14 protein-coding genes are annotated in these 17,711 nt (G+C 74.9%); 5 read left to right on the plus strand and 9 right to left on the minus strand.

What is annotated here, in order from left to right:
* The first annotated feature begins 57 nt into the window (after positions 1–57).
* Together ACFWJO_RS25375 and ACFWJO_RS25380 are read left to right on the plus strand one after the other, a co-directional pair.
* Entirely contained in the window at positions 58–549 is a 492-nt protein-coding gene (locus tag ACFWJO_RS25375) for a Zn-ribbon domain-containing OB-fold protein (RefSeq protein ID WP_386868617.1), read from the plus strand.
* Complete coding sequence (locus ACFWJO_RS25380) at positions 546–1,733, plus strand: lipid-transfer protein (protein ID WP_386868619.1); 1,188 nt, start codon at positions 546–548, stop codon at positions 1,731–1,733. Before ACFWJO_RS25375 ends, ACFWJO_RS25380 begins: the two co-directional genes overlap by 4 nt.
* A gap of 55 nt (positions 1,734–1,788) precedes the next feature.
* Here ACFWJO_RS25380 and ACFWJO_RS25385 read toward each other — a convergent pair whose 3' ends face one another.
* The 4 genes from ACFWJO_RS25385 to ACFWJO_RS25400 are packed head-to-tail and all read right to left on the minus strand — an operon-like array spanning position 1,789 to position 5,971.
* Positions 1,789–2,400: an ATP/GTP-binding protein gene (locus tag ACFWJO_RS25385; protein ID WP_384420333.1), complete on the minus strand. Its 612-nt coding sequence runs from the start codon at positions 2,398–2,400 to the stop codon at positions 1,789–1,791.
* Complete coding sequence (locus ACFWJO_RS25390) at positions 2,381–2,788, minus strand: DUF742 domain-containing protein (RefSeq protein WP_386868621.1); 408 nt, start codon at positions 2,786–2,788, stop codon at positions 2,381–2,383. The genes ACFWJO_RS25385 and ACFWJO_RS25390 overlap by 20 nt, the downstream gene beginning before the upstream one ends.
* A 16-nt stretch (positions 2,789–2,804) precedes the next feature.
* The gene (locus tag ACFWJO_RS25395) at positions 2,805–3,242 is read right to left on the minus strand and encodes a roadblock/LC7 domain-containing protein (RefSeq protein ID WP_384420339.1); all 438 of its coding nucleotides are present in this window, start codon (positions 3,240–3,242) and stop codon (positions 2,805–2,807) included.
* On the minus strand, positions 3,239–5,971 hold the full coding sequence (locus ACFWJO_RS25400) for a nitrate- and nitrite sensing domain-containing protein (RefSeq protein ID WP_386868715.1): 2,733 nt from the start codon (positions 5,969–5,971) through the stop codon (positions 3,239–3,241). Before ACFWJO_RS25400 ends, ACFWJO_RS25395 begins: the two co-directional genes overlap by 4 nt.
* A 427-nt stretch (positions 5,972–6,398) precedes the next feature.
* On the opposite strand from ACFWJO_RS25400, the gene ACFWJO_RS25405 reads away from it, so the two are divergent.
* On the plus strand, positions 6,399–6,758 hold the full coding sequence (locus tag ACFWJO_RS25405) for a hypothetical protein (RefSeq protein ID WP_386868623.1): 360 nt from the start codon (positions 6,399–6,401) through the stop codon (positions 6,756–6,758).
* A gap of 181 nt (positions 6,759–6,939) precedes the next feature.
* On the opposite strand, the gene ACFWJO_RS25410 is transcribed toward ACFWJO_RS25405, so the two are convergent.
* The 5 genes from ACFWJO_RS25410 to ACFWJO_RS25430 all read right to left on the minus strand — a co-directional run bounded on the left by ACFWJO_RS25410 (position 6,940) and on the right by ACFWJO_RS25430 (position 15,432).
* The gene (locus tag ACFWJO_RS25410) at positions 6,940–11,631 is read right to left on the minus strand and encodes a hypothetical protein (protein WP_386868625.1); all 4,692 of its coding nucleotides are present in this window, start codon (positions 11,629–11,631) and stop codon (positions 6,940–6,942) included.
* A 35-nt stretch (positions 11,632–11,666) separates the two neighbouring features.
* Positions 11,667–12,560, minus strand: a complete 894-nt coding sequence (locus tag ACFWJO_RS25415) for a hypothetical protein (protein WP_386868627.1) — start codon at positions 12,558–12,560, stop codon at positions 11,667–11,669.
* Positions 12,557–12,943, minus strand: a complete 387-nt coding sequence (locus tag ACFWJO_RS25420; RefSeq protein WP_386868629.1) for a hypothetical protein — start codon at positions 12,941–12,943, stop codon at positions 12,557–12,559. The genes ACFWJO_RS25415 and ACFWJO_RS25420 overlap by 4 nt, the downstream gene beginning before the upstream one ends.
* Positions 12,940–14,487: a hypothetical protein gene (locus ACFWJO_RS25425; protein ID WP_386868631.1), complete on the minus strand. Its 1,548-nt coding sequence runs from the start codon at positions 14,485–14,487 to the stop codon at positions 12,940–12,942. Before ACFWJO_RS25425 ends, ACFWJO_RS25420 begins: the two co-directional genes overlap by 4 nt.
* A 249-nt stretch (positions 14,488–14,736) precedes the next feature.
* Positions 14,737–15,432 (minus strand): GntR family transcriptional regulator, encoded by a 696-nt coding sequence (locus ACFWJO_RS25430; protein WP_386868632.1) that lies wholly within the window; start codon positions 15,430–15,432, stop codon positions 14,737–14,739.
* A gap of 174 nt (positions 15,433–15,606) precedes the next feature.
* Between ACFWJO_RS25430 and ACFWJO_RS25435 the strand changes: the two genes are divergently transcribed.
* Both ACFWJO_RS25435 and ACFWJO_RS25440 read left to right on the plus strand, forming a co-directional pair.
* The gene (locus ACFWJO_RS25435; RefSeq protein WP_386868634.1) at positions 15,607–16,887 is read left to right on the plus strand and encodes an MFS transporter; all 1,281 of its coding nucleotides are present in this window, start codon (positions 15,607–15,609) and stop codon (positions 16,885–16,887) included.
* The gene (locus ACFWJO_RS25440; RefSeq protein WP_386868636.1) at positions 16,884–17,687 is read left to right on the plus strand and encodes a putative hydro-lyase; all 804 of its coding nucleotides are present in this window, start codon (positions 16,884–16,886) and stop codon (positions 17,685–17,687) included. The genes ACFWJO_RS25435 and ACFWJO_RS25440 overlap by 4 nt, the downstream gene beginning before the upstream one ends.
* Positions 17,688–17,711 lie beyond the last annotated feature (24 nt).

Raw genomic sequence — 17,711 nt, forward strand, 5'->3', positions numbered from 1 at the left:
GTGCCAGACTTCCGACGCACGCTTCTGACACACCGTCAGATCACGGGAGGGTCGCGGATGGCACGGACGCCCAGGCCGGTGGTGGCCGGCTGGTTCACCGACTGCACCGACGAAGCCGGCGGGACGGCCCCCGACGGGGAGTTCCGGCTCCTGGGGACCCGCTGCACGGCCTGCGCCTCGGTCTTCTTCCCGCGCGAGGACGACTGGTGCCGCAACCCCGGCTGCCCCGGCGGCGGCGAGCTCGTCGAGACACCGCTCTCCCGGCGCGGCCGGGTCTGGTCGTACACCGACGGCCGCTACCGGCCCCCCGCGCCGTACGTCTCGGACCCGGACGCGCCCTGGGAGCCGTACACGCTGGTGGCGGTGGAGCTGGCGGCCGAGGCCATGGTGGTCCTCGGGCAGGCGGCGCCGGGCGTGCGGACGGCCGATCTGGCCGTCGGCGCGGAGGTGGAGCTCGTGCCGGGCGTGCTCGACGAGGACGACGAGCACGTCTGGACCACCTGGCACTGGCGGCCGGTGGCCGACGGCACCGGGGAGGCGGGCGCGTGAACGACGTCGCCGTGCTCGGGGCCGGAATGCACCCGTGGGGCAAGTGGGGCCGGAGCTTCGTGTCGTACGGGACGGCGGCCGCCCGGGCCGCGCTCGCCGACGCCGGGCTGGACTGGCGGGACGTCGACTCGGTGGTCGGCGCGGACACCGTGCGCGGCGGCTACCCCGGCTACGTGGCCGGAGCGACCTTCGCGCGGGCCCTCGGCTGGCAGGGCGCGCGGGTGACCAGCGTGTACGCGGCCTGCGCGTCCGGGGCGCAGGCGATCGGCACGGCCAGGGCGCAGATCCTCGCCGGGCTCGCGGACGCCGTCCTGGTGGTGGGCGCCGACGCGGCGCCGAAGGGCTTCTTCGCCCCGGCGGGCGGCGACCGTCCCGACGACCCGGACTGGCTGCGCTTCCGCGTGCTCGGGGCGACGAACCCGGCCTACTTCGGGCTCTACGCGCGCCGCCGGATGGCGCTGTACGGGGACACGCCCGAGGACTTCGCCCAGGTGAAGGTGAAGAACGCGGCGGCCGGCGCGCTCAACCCGCTGGCCCGCTACCGCACGCCGGTGAGCGCCGCGGAAGTGGCCGCCTCGGCGGTGGTCGCCGATCCGCTGCGGCTGCTCGACATCTGCGCGACCTCCGACGGGGGCGCGGCCCTGGTCCTGTCGAGCATGGACTTCGCCCGGCGGCACGGGCACCCCGACCCGGTCCGGGTCCGCGCGGTGTCGACGGTCACGCCCGAGTACCCGCGGACGGTCCTCGACCTGCCGGACATCGCGACCGACTCGGCGGCCGCGGTCTCCCCCGCCCCGCACTCCTTCCGCTCGTCGATCGCCCGCGCCGCGTACGAGGAGGCGGGGCTGGGCCCCGAGGAGCTGTCCCTGGCGGAGGTGTACGACCTGTCCACCGCCCTGGAGCTGGAGTGGTACGAGGACATCGGGCTGTGCGCGGAGGGCGAGGGCGCCAAGCTGCTGCGGGAGGGCGCCACGGCGCTCGGCGGCCGGATCCCGGTCAACGCGAGCGGCGGGCTGGCGTCCTTCGGCGAGGCCGTGCCGGCGCAGGCCATCGCCCAGGTCTGCGAGCTGACCTGGCAGCTGCGCGGCACGGCCGGCGACCGTCAGGTACCGGGCGCGAGGGCCGGGATCACCGCCAACCAGGGCCTGTTCGGCCATGGTTCGGCGGTGGTGGCGGTGCGCTGAACTCCGGCGGCGGGGGTGCCCAGGGCCGCCGGAGTCGGCGTCAGAGGCCGGCCGGTCAGCCCGGCACGGTGGCCGGGTCCGGCCCTGCCAGGACCAGCGCGTGCTCGACGACCGCCACGAGGACGTTCTTGACCGACTCGCGGTCGCGGGCGTCGCACATCACGAGCTCGACCTCGGGATCGAGGTCGAGCGCGCCCCGGACCGTCTCCGCCGGATAACGGCGGGCGCCCTCGAAGCAGTTGACGGCGACCGTGAACGGGATGCCGCGCCGCTCGAAGTAGTCGATGGCGGCGAAGCTGTCCTCCAGGCGCCGGGTGTCGGCGAGGACGACCGCGCCCAGGGCACCCTGCGCGAGCTCGTCCCACAGGAACCAGAAGCGGTCCTGTCCGGGCGTGCCGAACAGGTACAGGACCAGGTCCTCGCGCAGGGTGATGCGGCCGAAGTCCATGGCGACGGTGGTGGTCGACTTGGTCTCGACGCCGTGCAGGTCGTCGACCGGCCGGCCCGCCTCGCTGAGGATCTCCTCGGTCCGCAGCGGCCGGATCTCGCTGACCGCGCCCACCAGGGTGGTCTTGCCCACCCCGAAGCCGCCCGCGACCAGGATCTTCAGCGTCACCGGCTCGACCGGCGGCTGCCTGCGGCTGGAGCTAGAGCGCCCGAAGGCCATTGATCACCTCGCGAAGGATGCTCACGTCCGGCAGCTCGGCCGGCGGAACGGGGCGGGTCACGTGCACGAGCTCGTCTTCGACGAGGTCGCCGACCAGGACCCGTACCACCCCGACGGGGAGGTCGAGTCCGGCGGCGAGTTCGGCGATCGACTGCGGCTGTTCGGCGCAGCGCTCGACGATCTCCACGTGCTCGGGGGACAGCGTCTGGTCGCGGCCCGGGTCGTCGGCGGCCGGCTCGGGCACCACCAGCGCGATCAGGTCGAGCCGGTGGCGGGTCGCGGCACTGGTGCGGCCGCGGGTCATCGCGTACGGGCGGACCACCGGGCCCGCCTCGTCGTCGAACCAGCGGGCGGCCGGCTCCTCGCGGGACTGGTCTGCTTCGGTCATGCCGTCCCCCCTCTCCTCATCCTCCGGTGGGCAGCCCGGACCGGGGCGCCGTGGCGAGATGTGCGCCGACGCGCTTGACCATGAGGGTCATCTCGTACGCGACCTGGCCGACGTCCGAATCGGCGTCGGCGAGCACGGCGAGGCAGCTGCCGTCGCCCGCGGCGGTGACGAAGAGGAAGGCGTCCTCGAGCTCGACCACGGTCTGCCGGACCCTGCCCGCCTCGAAGTGGCGGCCGACGCCCTTGGCGAGGCTGTGGAAGCCGGAGGCGACGGCGGCCAGGTGCTCGCCGTCCTCGCGCGAGAGGTCCTGCGAGGCGCCGGTGGGCAGGCCGTCGCTGGAGAGCACCAGGGCCTTGCGGATGGAGCCGACGCGCTGGACCAGTTCGTCGAGGAGCCAGTTCAGCTCCCCGTTGCCGTGGGCGGAGCTGTGGGCTGCGGCGTTCGGTGCGGTCATCGACCGTCCCCCTCGGGTGTCGTTCCTGGTGCTGTCGTTTCGGCGTTCTGCCGGCGGCCGCGCTGCCAGCCGCGCTGCATCGAGGCCATGCGGCTGCGCACCTCCTCGGCGTCGCGCTCGAAGGAGTCGGTTCCCTCGGCGGGGGCCGGTTCGGCCGTGGCGGCCTGCTGGTCGTCGGCGCGGTCTCCGGTGCTCCGCAGCTGCGGGGCGAGGCTGGCCTGCCGTACGCGGCGGGGCAGCCCGGCGAACGGCGCGGGGCCGCCCTCCTCGGGTACGGGTACGAGCGTGGGCGCGGGGCGCACCCGGGCCAGTTCCATGGTGTCGTCCGTCATGGCGCCGCCCGGGGCGGCACCGTCGGTCGGCGTGCCGGCGGGATGGGCGCGGCCCTCCTCGTCGAGGCGCCGGCCGTGGTCGACGACGAGCGTCGGCGGGCGGCGGCGGGGCAGCGTCACGGGTCGGGCGGGCGCGTCGTCGTCGCGGTCGCCGCCGGTCCGGGCGCCGGAGTGGTCCGGGGCCTGCTGGTGCTGCTCGCCGCGGCGGCGGTGCTCGCGGGCCCGGAACAGGCCGCCGCGCTCGCTCTCGGTGTCGAGGAGGTCGGCCGCGCCGAGAAGGCCGGCGAAGCTTTCGGAGCCCAGCGGGGCCTCCAGTTCGACGGGGCCGTCGAGGAGCGGTCCGGCGCTTTCGAGGGCCGGGTCGGGCACCTTGGTGAGGGCGGGGCGCCGGGACGGCAGGTCGTCCGGTCCGGTGCCGCCCCGCCGGTCGAGCGCGGCGCGGTCGAGGTGCGGCCGCTCCGGGCCCTTGCGGTCGAGGCGGAAGCCGGCGCCCTGGGTCTCGGGGGCGTCGGTGAGCAACGCGGCCGGGATGAACACGACCGCGGTGGTGCCGCCGTACGGGGAGGGCTGGAGCGAGACGCGGACGTTCTGGCGCTGGGCGAGGCGGCTGACCACGAACAGGCCGAGCCGGTCGGTGTCGGAGAGCTCGAACTCGGGCGTCTCGGCGAGCCGGAGGTTGGCGTCGAGCAGGGCGTCGGGGTTCATGCCGAGGCCGCGGTCGTGGATCTCCAGGGTGAAGCCGTTGGCGACGCGCTCGCCGAGCACCTGCACGGCGGTGTGCGGCGGAGAGAACACGGTGGCGTTCTCGAGGAGTTCGGCGATGAGGTGGGTGAGGTCGGCGACGGCGGGGCCGCCGACGCCGAGCCGGGGCAGCCGGCGGACCTCGATGCGCTCGTAGTCCTCGACCTCGGCGACGGCGGCGCGGACCACGTCCATGAGCTGGACGGGCTTGCGCCACTGACGGGAGGGCGCGGCGCCGGAGAGGATCACCAGGCCCTCGGCGTGGCGGCGCATGCGGGTGGTGAGGTGGTCGAGCCGGAAGAGGTCGGCGAGTTCCTCGGTGTCCTCGGTGCGGCGTTCCATGGTGTCGAGGAGGGTCAGCTGGCGGTGCAGCAGGACCTGGTTGCGGCGGGCGAGGTTGACGAACACCTCGGAGACGCCGCGGCGCAGGTCGGCCTGCTTGACTGCGGCCTCGACGGCGGCGCGCTGGAGGGTGTTGAGGGCCTGGCCGACCTGGCCGACCTCGTCGTCGTCGTAACGGAGGTGCGGCACCTCGGTCTCGACGTCGACGTGTTCGCCGGCGGCGAGGCGGCGCATGACGCTGGGCAGCCGGACGCCGGAGACCTCCTGGGCCTCCTTGCGCAGCAGGCGCAGGTCGCGGACGAGTTCGCGGCCGACGCGGACCGAGACGACGACCGAGACGAGGAGGGCGACGAAGCCGAGGACGCCGGCGATGCCCGCCTTGAGGAGCACGCTGTACGCGGCGGGCTGGACGCGGTCCTTGTAGCGGTCGCCGGCGGCGGTGTTGTCGCGGGCGAGGTCGTCGAGGACGGGGGTGGTCTGCTCCTGCCAGCGGTCGGCGGTGACGGAGCGCGGGTGCTCGGTGGCGCCCTGGGCGATGAACGCCTCCTCGGCCTTGCGCAGCGGCGCGGTCTCGGCGCCGGACCAGTACTTCTCGAAGCGGTCGCGCTCGGAGCCGGGCAGGATCTCCAGGTTGGCCTCGTAGAGCAGCTTGCGGCCCGCGACGAGGTCGGTGACGGTGCGGGCCTCCTCGGCGGTGACGCGTTCGGCGATGAGCGCGGAGACGACGAGGGCGTCCTCGCGGGAGAGGAGTTCGCGGGCGCGGGTGACACCGACGAGGGCGCGGCCCTGCTTGTCCATCTCGACGTTCTCCAGGGCGTGGAGCGTCATGAGGAAGCTGTAGGCGGGGTCGACGAGCCGGTTGTAGAAGTCGAGGGCCTGCATGCGGCCGATGCTGCGGTTCTCCACGGAGCGGCGCAGCGAGGAGAGGCCGTCGTAGGCGGCGAGCAGGGAGTTGAGGCGCTGGGTGGTGACGGGGCTCATCTCGCCGCGTACGCCGGGGTCGGCGGCGTTGCGGCGGATCAGCGCGATCTGCCGGTCGGTGGCCTCGCGTTGCACGCGCAGGTCGGTGAGGGCCTCGGCGGCGCGGGGGTCGGCGAGGTAGATGAGGGACTGGCGGCGTTCCTTCTGGATGACGCGGGCGGTGTCCTCGACGGGGTAGCCGACCTTGTCGACGATGTAGCTGACGTCGAGGAGTTGGCGCGCCTCGCGTCCGGTGAGGACGGTGGCGAACCCCCAGAGCCCGGTGAGGGAGACGAGCGGCACGAGCAGCAAGGCCACGATCTTCCTGCGGATGGACTTCCCGCGAAAGCGCATGGCCTCCCCCAGCTCGGCCTCCGCGGCCACGGAGGTCTTCACGTTTCGTCACGCCCGGCGTCAACACGCGGCGTCAACCTTCAGCTTCAACAAACGGCGGCGCGAGCCTACTACTGCATCACAGCCATCTCGAAGACGCGTCCGGGCGATTTTCAGCCGGTCGAGTGAGTGTTGATCATGAGATGTCCCGGTATTCGGGGAGTTGGGTTCCCGGAGTGTGGCGTAGGACACCCGAGCGTCAGGGTTTCGCCGTCTCCGGACAGATGGCTGGAACTGTTCGTTCCGCAACGGTGTGAAGGGCACCCCGGCGAAACCTTTTCCCGCTGTCGTACGTCATTCTGTACCGGGGAGGGTTGTGTCCGCGTAAAGCGACGCAAGACGGGCAGCAGCCACCTTGAAGACGTCGGTGGTGGGGAGAGACAGCGCGATGGGACACGAGGCGCGGCCGGTGCGGCAGTTGTGGGTGGAGGACGAGAAGGGCCGGCGGCGGATGCCCGATCCGGTGCGCAGGGCCGCGGTGCGGGCCGTGCTGATCACGTCGGTGACGCTGATTCAGGCGATGGTCGCCTTCTTCTGTTCGGTCGCGGGGTCGTGGCTGGCGTTCCCCATGACCGTCACGGCGGTCACCAGCACCGTGGTCGCGACCTGGAGCGTGCTCGACGTGTGGATCACCCGCCAGGTGTGGCGCCAGCGCAACGGGGTCGTGTCCGAGCCGAGCAGCGCGGCCCGCGGCCCGCGGCGCGAGGGGCGCCGGGAGGAGCAGACGGCCCTGTCGGAAGCGGCCTGAGCGGGAGTCAGCGGAATACGGCCCGGAGGCCGGTCGGAACTCGGCGGGAGGCCGTCGGAAGGCTGGCCGGCACTCGGCCGGAAGCCGGTCGGAAGCCGGTCGGAAGTCGGTAGAAAGGGCCCGGTCCCCCTGTGGGGGCCGGGCCCTTCCGGTTGCCGCCGCGGATCGCGGTCCGCGGCCGCTACTGCTCGACGGCGGCCGGCGCGGCGTCCACCAGCGTACGGCGGAACACCCGGGTCGCCGTGATCTCGCCGTGGATGGTCTCGCCCTCCGCGCTCGGCTGCGGAAGACCGGGCCGCAGGTGCTCCTCCACGCTGATGTACTTCAGACCCGCCCGCAGGTCGGCGTCGTTGCGCAGCCGGATGACCAGCGGGAACTCGGCGAGCGCCGTGGTGTCGAACAGGCCCGTGGTGTACAGCAGCTGGACACCGAGCGCGTCCGACACCGCCCGCTGCAGCTCGAGCAGGTACGTGGCGTTGGCGCGGCCGATCGGGTTGTCGAGGAACAGCGTGCCCGCGTGCCGGTGCTTGTCCCGGCCCCGGTCGTTCGACCGGAGCGCGGCCATCGTGCAGTAGAGCGCGATGGCGGCGGTGAGCAGCTGGCCGCCGGAGAAGACGTCGCCCATCTGACCGACCGGCACCCGCTCGGCGCGCAGCACCGCGTCCGGCTTGAGGATCTCCACGGCGACGCCCTTCGGTTCGAGGGCGGCCTGCACACCGCGGAGCAGCAGGGACATGCCGTCCCGGCGCAGGTCGGAGTTCTTCTTCAGGGCCGCGCGGGTCGCCTCGTCGACGACCTCGCCGAGCCGCTCGGTGAGCGTGGCCTGGTCGGGCTCCTCGAAGCGGATGCGCAGGAACTCCTGACCCGACCACTCCCCCAGGCCCTCGGGCAGCCGCGACAGCCGCTGCGCGGAGCGCAGCGTGGCGAGCGCCGACTCGACCAGGCCGCGCAGCCGGTCCACGATCGAGTCGCGGTTGCGCTCCAGCTGCGCCAGCTCGTCGGTGAGCACGCGAAGGCGCGGTGCGAAGGCCTCGGCCCACTTAGCGGCGTGCTCGGGCAGCGCGGCGGAGGGCAGTTCGCGGATCTGCTGCCGGGCCGGGGTGCGCACCTGCTCGTAGCGGGTGGAGTTGGCGTGCCGTACGAGGATGTCGCCCGCCTCGCGGACGGAGGCGTCGGCGGCCGACAGGTCGGCGGCGCAGCCGCGCAGCGAACGCCGGGCCTCGGACGCCGAGGCGCGGGCCTCGGCCAGCGGTCCCGGGTACGGCTCCGGCTCCTCCTGCTCCTCGTCCGTGTGGTCGCGGAGCAGGTCGCGCAGGAGCGCGGCGGTCTCGTCGAAGCCGCCGGCGGCGTCCTCGGCGGCCCGGTGGGCCTGGAGCAGGCCGGTGTGCGCGGAGCGCGCGGCCTCCAGGGCGTCGGTTCGGGCGGCGAGTTCGGAGGTGGCGGTGCGGAGCAGGGCCTGGGCCTGCTCGGCGTCGGCGGGAACCAGCTCCTCGGGCAGCTCGGTGTGCGCCTCGCCGTCCTCCGGGGCCAGGCGCTCGGCCTCGCCGCGGAGCCGGCCCAGCTTCTCGCTGGCCTCGGAGGCGCGCGTCTCCAGCTTCTGCACCAGGGCCTCCGCGCGGGCGGCGGCGGCCTGGCGGGACGGGCCGTCGGCGCCGTCGGTGGACTCCAGGAGCTGCTCGGCGCGGGTGCGGACCTTGTTGGTGAGCCGGTCCAGTTCGGCGAGGGCGGCGGACTCGTCGCTCTCGGCGCGGGCCTGCTCGGCGCGCAGGTCGGCGCCGACGCCGACCTTCTCGTACACCTGGGAGGCGGCCCGGTAGGCCTCGCGGAGGGTGGGCAGCGCGGCGCGCGGTGCGTCGGCGTCCTCCTCCGGCAGGTTCTCGGGCGCGCCGGCGATCTCGGCGCGCTCGGCGCGCAGGGCGCGGGCGGTGCGGTGGGCGTCGTCGGCGGCGCGCTGGGCGGCGCGGCGGTCCTCGTCGGCGGCGCGGGCGCGCTCCAGGCAGGTCTGGGCGCGGGCCTCGCACTCGGTGGCCTCGTCGGCGAGTTCGCGCAGCTTCGCCTGCCAGGCGGAGCGCTCGCGCAGCCGGAAGGCGAGACCGGCCAGGGCGTCGGCGACGCGGCGGGCGCGCTGGGCGGCCTCCTGGCGCTCGTCGCGGACCCGGGTGGCGTCGGCGGCGGCCTCGTCGGCCTCGGCCCGTACCGTACGGGCCTCGGCGAGGGCGGCTTCGGCGGCCTCGGCGGCGGTGCGGGCGGAGGCCGCGGCGGCCGAGAGCTCGGTGAGCATGCCGGGCGGGCAGTCGGCGCGCCAGGCGCCGATCCGGGCGGCGAGGGAACGGTCGCCGGTCAGCCGGGCGGCGAGGGTACGGATCTCCTCGTCGCGGGCGGCGGCGCGGGCGCGCAGCGCCTGGCGCTCCTCGTCGGCGGCGTGCTCGTCGTGCATGGCCGGGTTCGGCGGTACGAGGAAGACGTCACCGTCCTGGCCGGCGCCGGGGTCCGGTACGGGCGCGAGCAGCGCGGCGGCGGTGCCGACGGCGACGGTGGAACGCGGCAGCAGGGCGGCGCCGCTGAGCACCTCGCGGGCCCGGGTGTACGAGACGGGGTCGGTGATCACGACGCCGTCGACCAGCTCGGGGCGGGCGGCGAGGACGGCGGCGTGGTCGGCGGGGTCGACGGCCTGCGCGAGGTAGCGCCAGCCGGGCAGGGCCGGGATGCCGTGCTCGCCGAGGTACTCGACGGTGGCCAGGACGTCGGGTCCGGGCGGCAGCAGGCCGCCGTCGCCGAGGGCGCCGAGGATGCGGTTGTCGTCGGCGGCGGCCGTGCGCAGGTCGAAGAGCTGGCGCTCGGCGGAGGCGATGGACCGGTCGAGCAGTCCGCGCAGTTCGTCCGCGTAGCGGTCGAAGTCGGTGACGGTGAGGGGGCCCTGGTGGGCGTCGGCTCCGCCGGTGGGGCCGGAGGCGGCGCCGGCCGGGGCGCCGGTGCCCGGCGTCCCGCCGCGCTGGCCGGGCAGCGGGGAACCGGTGGCCGGGCCCGCGTCCGGCAGGCTGAGGAGTTCGGCCAGGCGCGGGTCGGAGGCGAGGGACTCGGCGGCGCGGCGCTCCGCCTCGTAGGCGTGCTCGGCGGCCTCGGCCGCGTCGGCGGCGCGGGCGGCGGCGAGTTCGGCGCGGGACTCGGCGGCGGCGGCCTCGCGGGCGCGTTCGGTGGCCGTGCGGGCGGCCTCGCGGGCCGCGTCCCAGGCGGCGACGGTGGTCTTCTCGGCGTCGCTGGCGGCGAGCGCGGCGCGGGCCGGGTCGGCGTCGGGCGCGGTGTCGTCGAGCCAGCCGGCCCGGACGGCCTCGGCGGTCTCCTGCTCGACCTCCGCGAGCCGCTGGCGCAGGTGGCCGGCCTCGCTGCGGGCGCGCTGGGCCTCGGTGGCGGCGGCCGTGGCGTCGCGGTGGGCGGCCTCGCCCGCCTCCTGGAGGGCGGCGGAACGCTCCTCCTCCTCGGCGGCGTGCCGCTCGCCCTCCTCCGCGGCGGCGGCGAGCGCCCGTACGAGGTCGGCGGCGGCCTTGGCGCGGGCGGCGAGGGCCGGGGCCGCGTCCCGCTCGGCCTCGCGGATGGCGGCGGCGACGCGCGCGGAGCGGTCGCTCGCGGCGCGGTGGCGGAGCACGGACTCGGCGGCCTGCCACGCGGAGTGGAGGGTGCGGGCGTCGGTGAGCTCACGGCGCTGGGCGGCGGCGCCCTTCTCGGCGGCGGCCAGGGCGAGCGAGGCGTGCCGGAAGGCGAGTTCGGAGGCGATCAGGGCGCTGCGGGCGCGGGCGGTCTCGGCCTCGGAGACGGCGTGGGCGGCGGAGGTGACCTGCTGGGCGAGTTCGGCGGCGCGTCCGCGTTCCGCCGCGGCGCGGGCGGAGAGCCGGCGGGCGAGGGTGCGGGTGCGGCGCTCGGCCCCGGCGTGGACGTCGCGGGCGCGGGCGCGGGTGTCGGCGGCCTCGACGATGCGGTTCAGGAGGTCGACGGAACCGGCGGTGAAGTCGCGCTCGGCGGTGAGCTCGGCGCGCCGGCCGAGCTTGTTGCCGAAGCCGCTGACCAGGTCGGCGAGGCCGTCGGTGTCCCGGGTGTCGGTGACGGCGCGCAGCAGCAGGTCGGTGAAGTCGGAGTCCTTCTTGACCGCGAAGAGGCCGGCGGCCTCGCCTTCGTCGGCGTTCATCTCGCGCTGGTAGCGGAAGAGTTCGGGGTCGAGGCCGAGGTCGCCCAGGTGCTCGTTCCAGCGGTCGTGGATCTCCTCCCAGTACACCTCGAGGTGCGGGTAGGCCTTGCCGGCCTCGGTGATCGCGTCGCGGAAGCCCTTCATGGTGCGGCGGCGTCCGGTGGCGCCGGAGGCGCCCTCGACGGGCGGGCGGACCGAGGTGGCCTCGGCGACCGGAAGGTTGTCGAGGCTGAGTCCGGGGCCCGGGCGGAAGGAGTACCAGGCCTCGGCGAACTTGCGCGGGTCGTTGGAGACCTGGCGGCCGCGCCACTCGCTGACCTTGCCGACGACGACCAGCTCGCCGGTGAGGGTGTGCTGCCACTCCAGGGCCACGTGGCCGCAGTCGTCGGCGAGCAGGAACTTGCGGAGCACGCCGGAGCTGGCGCCGCCGAGGGTGTTGCGGTGGCCCGGGAGCATCACCGAGAAGATCAGCTTGAGCAGGACGGACTTGCCGCCGCCGTTCTCCAGGAAGAGCACGCCGGCGGGGGCGGGACGGCGCGGCGGGCCGACGGGCTCCTCCTCGAAGAACTCCGCCTGGGTGGGCGCGGGGCGGGGCACCGGCGCGCCGACTCCACGCAGGTCCAGGACGGTGTCGGCGTAGCGGGCACCGGCCGGGCCGATGGAGTAGAGGCGTACCCGGGACAGCTCGTACATGGGGCGGACTCTCGTCGTCTCTCTGGTGGCTCGGGTCAGGCGTGGAACGGCAGGCCGGCGTCGGCGGCGATCTCCAGGTCGTCGCCCTCGGGCGGCGGCAGGAGGGTCGCGGAGCCGTCGCTGACGGGGACGACGCCCAGCTCCAGGAGCTCGGCCATGGCGGCGCTGCCGGCCATGTCGCGGACCTGGAGCTGGTAGCGGGCGGTGGTGCGGTAGGAGCCGCCGGACTCGTCACCGGTGCGCTGGAGGAAGCCGGAGTCGGTGAGGAAGGCGACGGCCTTGCCGACGATGCCGGTGGTGGAGCCGGCGAGGCGGCGGGCGTCCTTGGTGGCGCCGGTGGCGCTGCGGCGGGCGTAGATCCGCCAGGCGGCCTCGAGGCCGGGCGCGTCGGTCTCGGGGTCGGTGTTCTCGCCCTGCTCCTCGGCGCGCTCCTCGAGGCGGCGGCAGGCCTGCCGGACGAAGGCGTCGACGCCGTTCACGGTGAGTCGGCCGATGTAGCCGTCGTCGGCGAGGTCCTCCGGGCGGGGGAAGGCCATGGCGGCGACGGCGAGGTGGGCGAGGCCGTGCAGGAAGCGGTCGGCGGAGTCGGTGGAGGCGCGGCGGGCGTAGTCGCCCATGCGGACGGCGAAGACCGAGTCCTCGCCGGCTGTCACGGCCATGCCGGCGCGGGTCGAGACCTCGAGGACGACGAGGCCGAGGCCGGTGGCGACGGCGTCGGCGAGCCGCGCGAAGCCGGGGTCCTCCAGGTAGCGGCGGAGCAGCTCCGCGTACTCGGCGTCGCGGGCGGGCAGCAGCTTGGGCTGGAGCCCGAAGGACACGAGCCGTGCGGCGTCGGCCGCGTCGGCGGGCGTGAGGGCGGTGGGCGCCGCCGCCCGCGGGGCCTCGGGCTCGCTCCACGCGTCGGTGTGCTCGACGTGGTGTTCGCTCACGGCTGGGGCTCCTCGGGGCGGTGCTGCTGCGTCGGTGCGGCGGTTTCGGGCGGGGACAGGGGCAGGCGTACGGGGGTGACGCCGGGGGCCGGTGCGGCGGGCGGGGGTTCCGGGGCGGGCTGCCCGCGCTGCGGCAGCGGCACGGCGCGTACGAACGGCCGCCGCGGGTCCGCGGGCGTGGGGGTGCCGGTCTCCACGGTTCCCACGCGGGGTCCGTCGGCGGTCGGCTCCGGCGTCTCGGTGGCGGGCCGTGCCACGGTGACCCGCGCGACGCGGGGGCCGGGAGCCCGGCCGGCGTCGTCCGCGTGCCGTGCCTCGGGCACGGCGGACGGCGGGGCCGCCTCGTCGGCGGGGTCCGTCGCCGGCGTGCAGGGCGCTGTCACGTCGCCTCCGTGCGGTCGGCGGCCATGCCCACAGCGTCCAGGAGGGCCGTGCCGACGATGAGGTCGGCGCCGCCGAACTCGGGGTCGTCGAGGGGCGTGCCGTCGTCGACGGCGAAGAGCAGCCGCTCCTCGCCCTGGCGGTAGGCGGTGCCGACCGGCGGGCTCGCGGCGTGGACGGCCAGGAGCGCGACGAGGTAGGCGAGGTCGGGGTCGCCGCCGCGGCGGGCTTCGGCGAGGAGGCCGGAGAGCCGGCGCGGGGCGTCGTGCTCCAGGTCGAGCAGTTCCATGGCGGCGGCCAGCTGCTCCTCGCTGAAGCGGCTGTCGTCCGGGGTGGCGATGAGGTCGGGCTCGGGCATCTCGGCGCCGAGGTGCTGGCGTTCCACGGGCGGCGTGAGGAGCAGGTCGACGAGGTCCCCGACGCGGACGGAGGCGGGAGTGCGCAGTCCGGTGCCGCGGGCGAAGAAGGCGTCGGTGACCTTGGTGGCCTGCTCGACGGGGAGCGGCAGGATCGGGGCGACGAGCTGCCCGTACAGGTCGAGGCCGGTGTACGAGGTGGGCGCGGCGAAGGCCTGGCGGTCCTGCTCGGCGCGGAAGAGCGGACCGGCCTCCAGGAGGCGGGACTGCAGCTGGGTGTGGCGCCGGATGCAGTCCTTGACGATGTCGACGAGCTCGGCGGCGCGGCGCTTGTGCTCGGCGGTCTTCGCGTCGGTGGCGGCCTCGGCCTCGTCGCGGGCCTTGCGGATGTTGGTGAGGATCGCGTTCTCGTGGCGGTAGCGGTCGGCGACGTGGTCGAGCGCCTCGGCGATCATGTCGGGGACGGTGTGGAGCCAGTCGACCGCGCGGACGTTGCGCCGGGTGGCCTCCAGGGTCTTGCGGAGGGTCTCCGCGTACTGGACGGTCCGGTAGCGGGCCTGCTCGGCGGCGAGCTGCGCGTCGGCGAGGCGGCCGCGGTTGATCAGGACCTCGAGCTTCACCTCGGCGGCGATCTGGGCGCTGGTGACGTCGGTGTCGAGGGCGCCGACGAGCACGTTGACGGCCTCGTCGGTGGTGCGCAGATAGATCCCGCCGCCGTAGCCGGGGACCTCTTCGATGAGTTTGAAGTCGTAGTCGCGACGCGTGTAGACGCCGTCGGTGCCGAAGGTGCCGTAGACGGCGCGGAAGCCGCGGTCGACGCTGCCGACGTTGATCAGGTTCTCCAGGACCCAGCGGGCGACCCGCTCGTGTTCGGCGGCGGGGCGCTCGGGGGCCTGGGCGGCGACGCGGGGCAGCAGCCGGGCGATTATCTGCTCGCTGTCGGCACCGGTGTCGAAGTCCATGTTGAGGGTGACCAGGTCGATCGCGGCGAGGGCGACCTCGGCCATCGCGTAGACCGAGTACTCGCCGGCCAGGTTGGCCTTGCGCGCGTCGAGGTCGTGCAGCGGGGCGGTGCACGCGAGCGCGCGGAGCCGCCGCGCGAGCCCTTCGTCGGCGGCCGGGCCCTGCGCGGGCCGCGGCCCCGCGCTGAGCTGGGGCGGAGCGAGGTCCGTCGAGGCAGGCGAAGTCACGGTGCACAGAGTAGGTCCTCGAACTGACAACGGTCGAAACGGCGCTTATACGACCGCCCCGCACGCTCCCCCACGCGCCCCGCACGCCGCACCTGCGCGAACGGGGCCCGGGTCCGCAATGGGCCCGGGTCCGCGACGGGCCCCGCCCCTCCCGACCGGCCCGCGCCCCGGCCGGCCCGCGCCCCGGCCGTCCGAAGCACCCGGGGGCCGCGCGGACCGTCCCGGCCTGCCCGGCTGTCGCCGGGGGCGTCACGGCTCCGGGTCGTCGACCGCCTTCGCGTACACGTCCACGATCCGGCTGCGGGAGTCGTCGAGATAGCGGGCGAGGAGCAGCCCGGCGGTGTCTCTCCGGCCCTCCCGCAGGGCGTCCAGAATCTCCCGGTTTCTTATGAGATAAGGCTCATGGAGTCCGCGCGGGTCGGACACGACGTGGAAGGCGAGGCGGAGTTCGGCGAGGACGCCGCGCATCAGCTCGTCGGTGCGGGCACTGCCGGCCAGGGCGACGAGTTCGCGGTGGAAGTGGATGTTGGCGGTGGACACGCCCTTCCAGTCCCCGCGCCCGGCCGCCCGTTCGCCCTCGGCGACGGCGGCGGCGAGCCCGTCGACGGCGAACGGCGGCTCGCCCAGGGCGTGGACGACGGCGCATTCGACCAGCCGGCGGGTGCGGTAGATGTCGTCGACGTCGTCGACGGTGAGGACCCGCACGAACACCCCGCGGTTGAGCCGGTGGACGAGCAGCCGCTCGTGGGTGAGCAGCCGGAACGCCTCGCGGAGGGTGTTGCGGGAGACCCCGAGCGCGCCGCCGATGCTCTCCTCGGAGAGGCGGGTGCCGGGCGGGAAGAAGCCCTCGGCGATCCGGGTGCGCAGGATGTCGGCGACCCGTTCCGCCGTGCTCGTGCGGCCCAGCAGCGCGCGGTCGTCCGCCAGTTCGCCGATTGCGTCCATCGTGCCTCGTTCCCTCCGTCGATCGCGTCGAGTCAAGCGCAGGACCCGCGCCGGAAACAAGAACGTGACGACACGACTCTTGTCGGATCGTTGAACGATCCCTACATTGAACGACACCGCACCGCTCTTCAGCACGTCTCTTCCCGCACCCCTCCTTCCTCCTGCGAGGTGCAGATGAGCACGACCCAGACCCAGCGGCGGACCCCGGGCGAACGGCCCGACGACAACGGCGCCTTCGCCTGGCTCCGCGCCCTCGGGCCGCGCGGCAGGCGCGCCTTCGGCGGGGCGTTCGGCGGCTACGCCCTCGACTCGTACGACTTCTTCACGCTGCCGCTGTCGATGGTGGCCGTCGCCGCCTACTTCGGCCTCGACAAGGGTCAGACCGGGCTCCTCACCACCGTCACCCTGGTGGTCTCCGCCGTCGGCGGCGCGCTCGCCGGCATCCTCGCCGACCGCATCGGACGGGTGCGGGCGCTGATGATCACGGTCGTCACGTACGCGCTCTTCACCGTCCTGTGCGGCTTCGCGCCGAACTACGAGACCCTGATGGTCTTCCGCGCCCTCCAGGGTCTCGGCTTCGGCGGCGAGTGGGCGGTCGGCGCGATCCTCGTCGCCGAGTACGCCTCCGCCCGGCACCGGGGCCGCACGCTCGGCGGCATCCAGAGCGCGTGGGCGGCCGGCTGGGCGCTCGCCGTGATCGTCTACACCCTGGTCTTCCAGTTCGTCGACGCCGACACCGCCTGGCGGGTCATGTTCTGGACCGGCGCCCTGCCCGCGCTGCTCGTCGTGTACGTGCGGCGCAACGTCCAGGACGCCCCGAAGGCCGACGAGGTGCGCCGGGCGAGCGCCGAGCGCGGCTCCTTCACCGCGGTCCTCAGAGGGCCGCTGCTGCACACCACCCTCTTCGCGACCCTCCTGTCGACCGGTGTCCAGGGCGGCTACTACACGCTCGCCACCTGGGTCCCTACCTTCCTCAAGACCGAGCGGGGCCTCACGGTCGTCGGCACCGGCGGCTATCTCACCTTCCTCATCTCGGGTGCCTTCACCGGCTATCTGACCGGCGGTTACCTCACCGACCGGCTCGGCCGGAAGAAGAACATCGCGCTGTTCGCAGTGCTGTCGGCCATGGCCGTCCTCGCCTACACCCGGATTCCCGAGGGAGCGAACAATCTGCTGCTCGTCCTCGGCTTCCCGCTCGGCTTCTGCATGTCCGCCATCTTCAGCGGTTTCGGCTCCTTCCTCGCCGAGCTGTACCCGACGGCCGTGCGCGGCACCGGACAGGGCCTCACCTACAACACCGGGCGCGCGGTCGGCGCCCTCTTCCCGACCCTGGTGGGCTTCCTCGCCGACAGCTGGGGCGTCGGCGGGGCGCTGGTGTTCGGCGCCGTCGGCTACGGGCTCGCCGTCGTCGCCCTGCTCGGCCTGCCGGAGACCCGCGGGAGGGAACTCGTATGAGCACGGCCTCCGCGAACGGCTCCGCCGTCCCCGACGCCCGTACGGCACGCGCGCGTGCCCGTGCCGGGGCGAGCGGCCCCACGGCCGGCTGGGCCCCGGGCCACACCCAGGCCAATCTGATCGCGGTGCCCGCGGACTGGGCGTACGACGTCCTTCTGTTCTGCACCCGCAATCCGCGGTCCTGCCCGGTCCTCGACGTCACCGACCCGGGCTCCTGGCGGACCGCGCTCGCGCCCGACGCCGACCTGCGCACGGACATCCCGCGCTACCGGGTGTGGGAGAGCGGCCGGCTCGTCGACGAACCGACCGACGTCACCTCGTACTGGCGCGGCGACCTCGTGTCGTTCCTCATCGGCTGCAGCTTCACCTTCGAGGGAGCGCTGGCCGAGGCGGGCGTGCCGCTGCGCCACGTCGAGCAGGGCCGGAACGTGTCGATGTACGTCACCGACCGGGCCTGCCGGCCGGCCGGACGGCTGCGCGGCCCGATGGTGGTGTCGATGCGGCCCGTCCCGGCCGCGCTGGTCGGCGTCGCGCACCGGATCAGCGGGCAGCTGCCCGCGGTGCACGGGGCACCGGTGCACGCGGGCGACCCGGCGGCACTCGGCATCCGGGACCTCGACCGGCCGGACTTCGGCGACCCGGTGGCCGCCGAACCCGGTGACGTGCCGGTGTTCTGGGCCTGCGGGGTCACGCCGCAGGCGGCGGTGGCCGCCTCCCGGCCGCCGTTCGCGATCAGCCACGCGCCGGGCCGGATGCTCGTGACGGACGTGCGGGACGCGGAGTACCGCGTCGCGGCGTGACCGGAGCGGAGAACGCGCTCCTCA

The sequence above is a fragment of the Streptomyces sp. NPDC127092 genome (assembly GCF_042722475.1).
Lineage (GTDB): Bacteria > Actinomycetota > Actinomycetes > Streptomycetales > Streptomycetaceae > Streptomyces.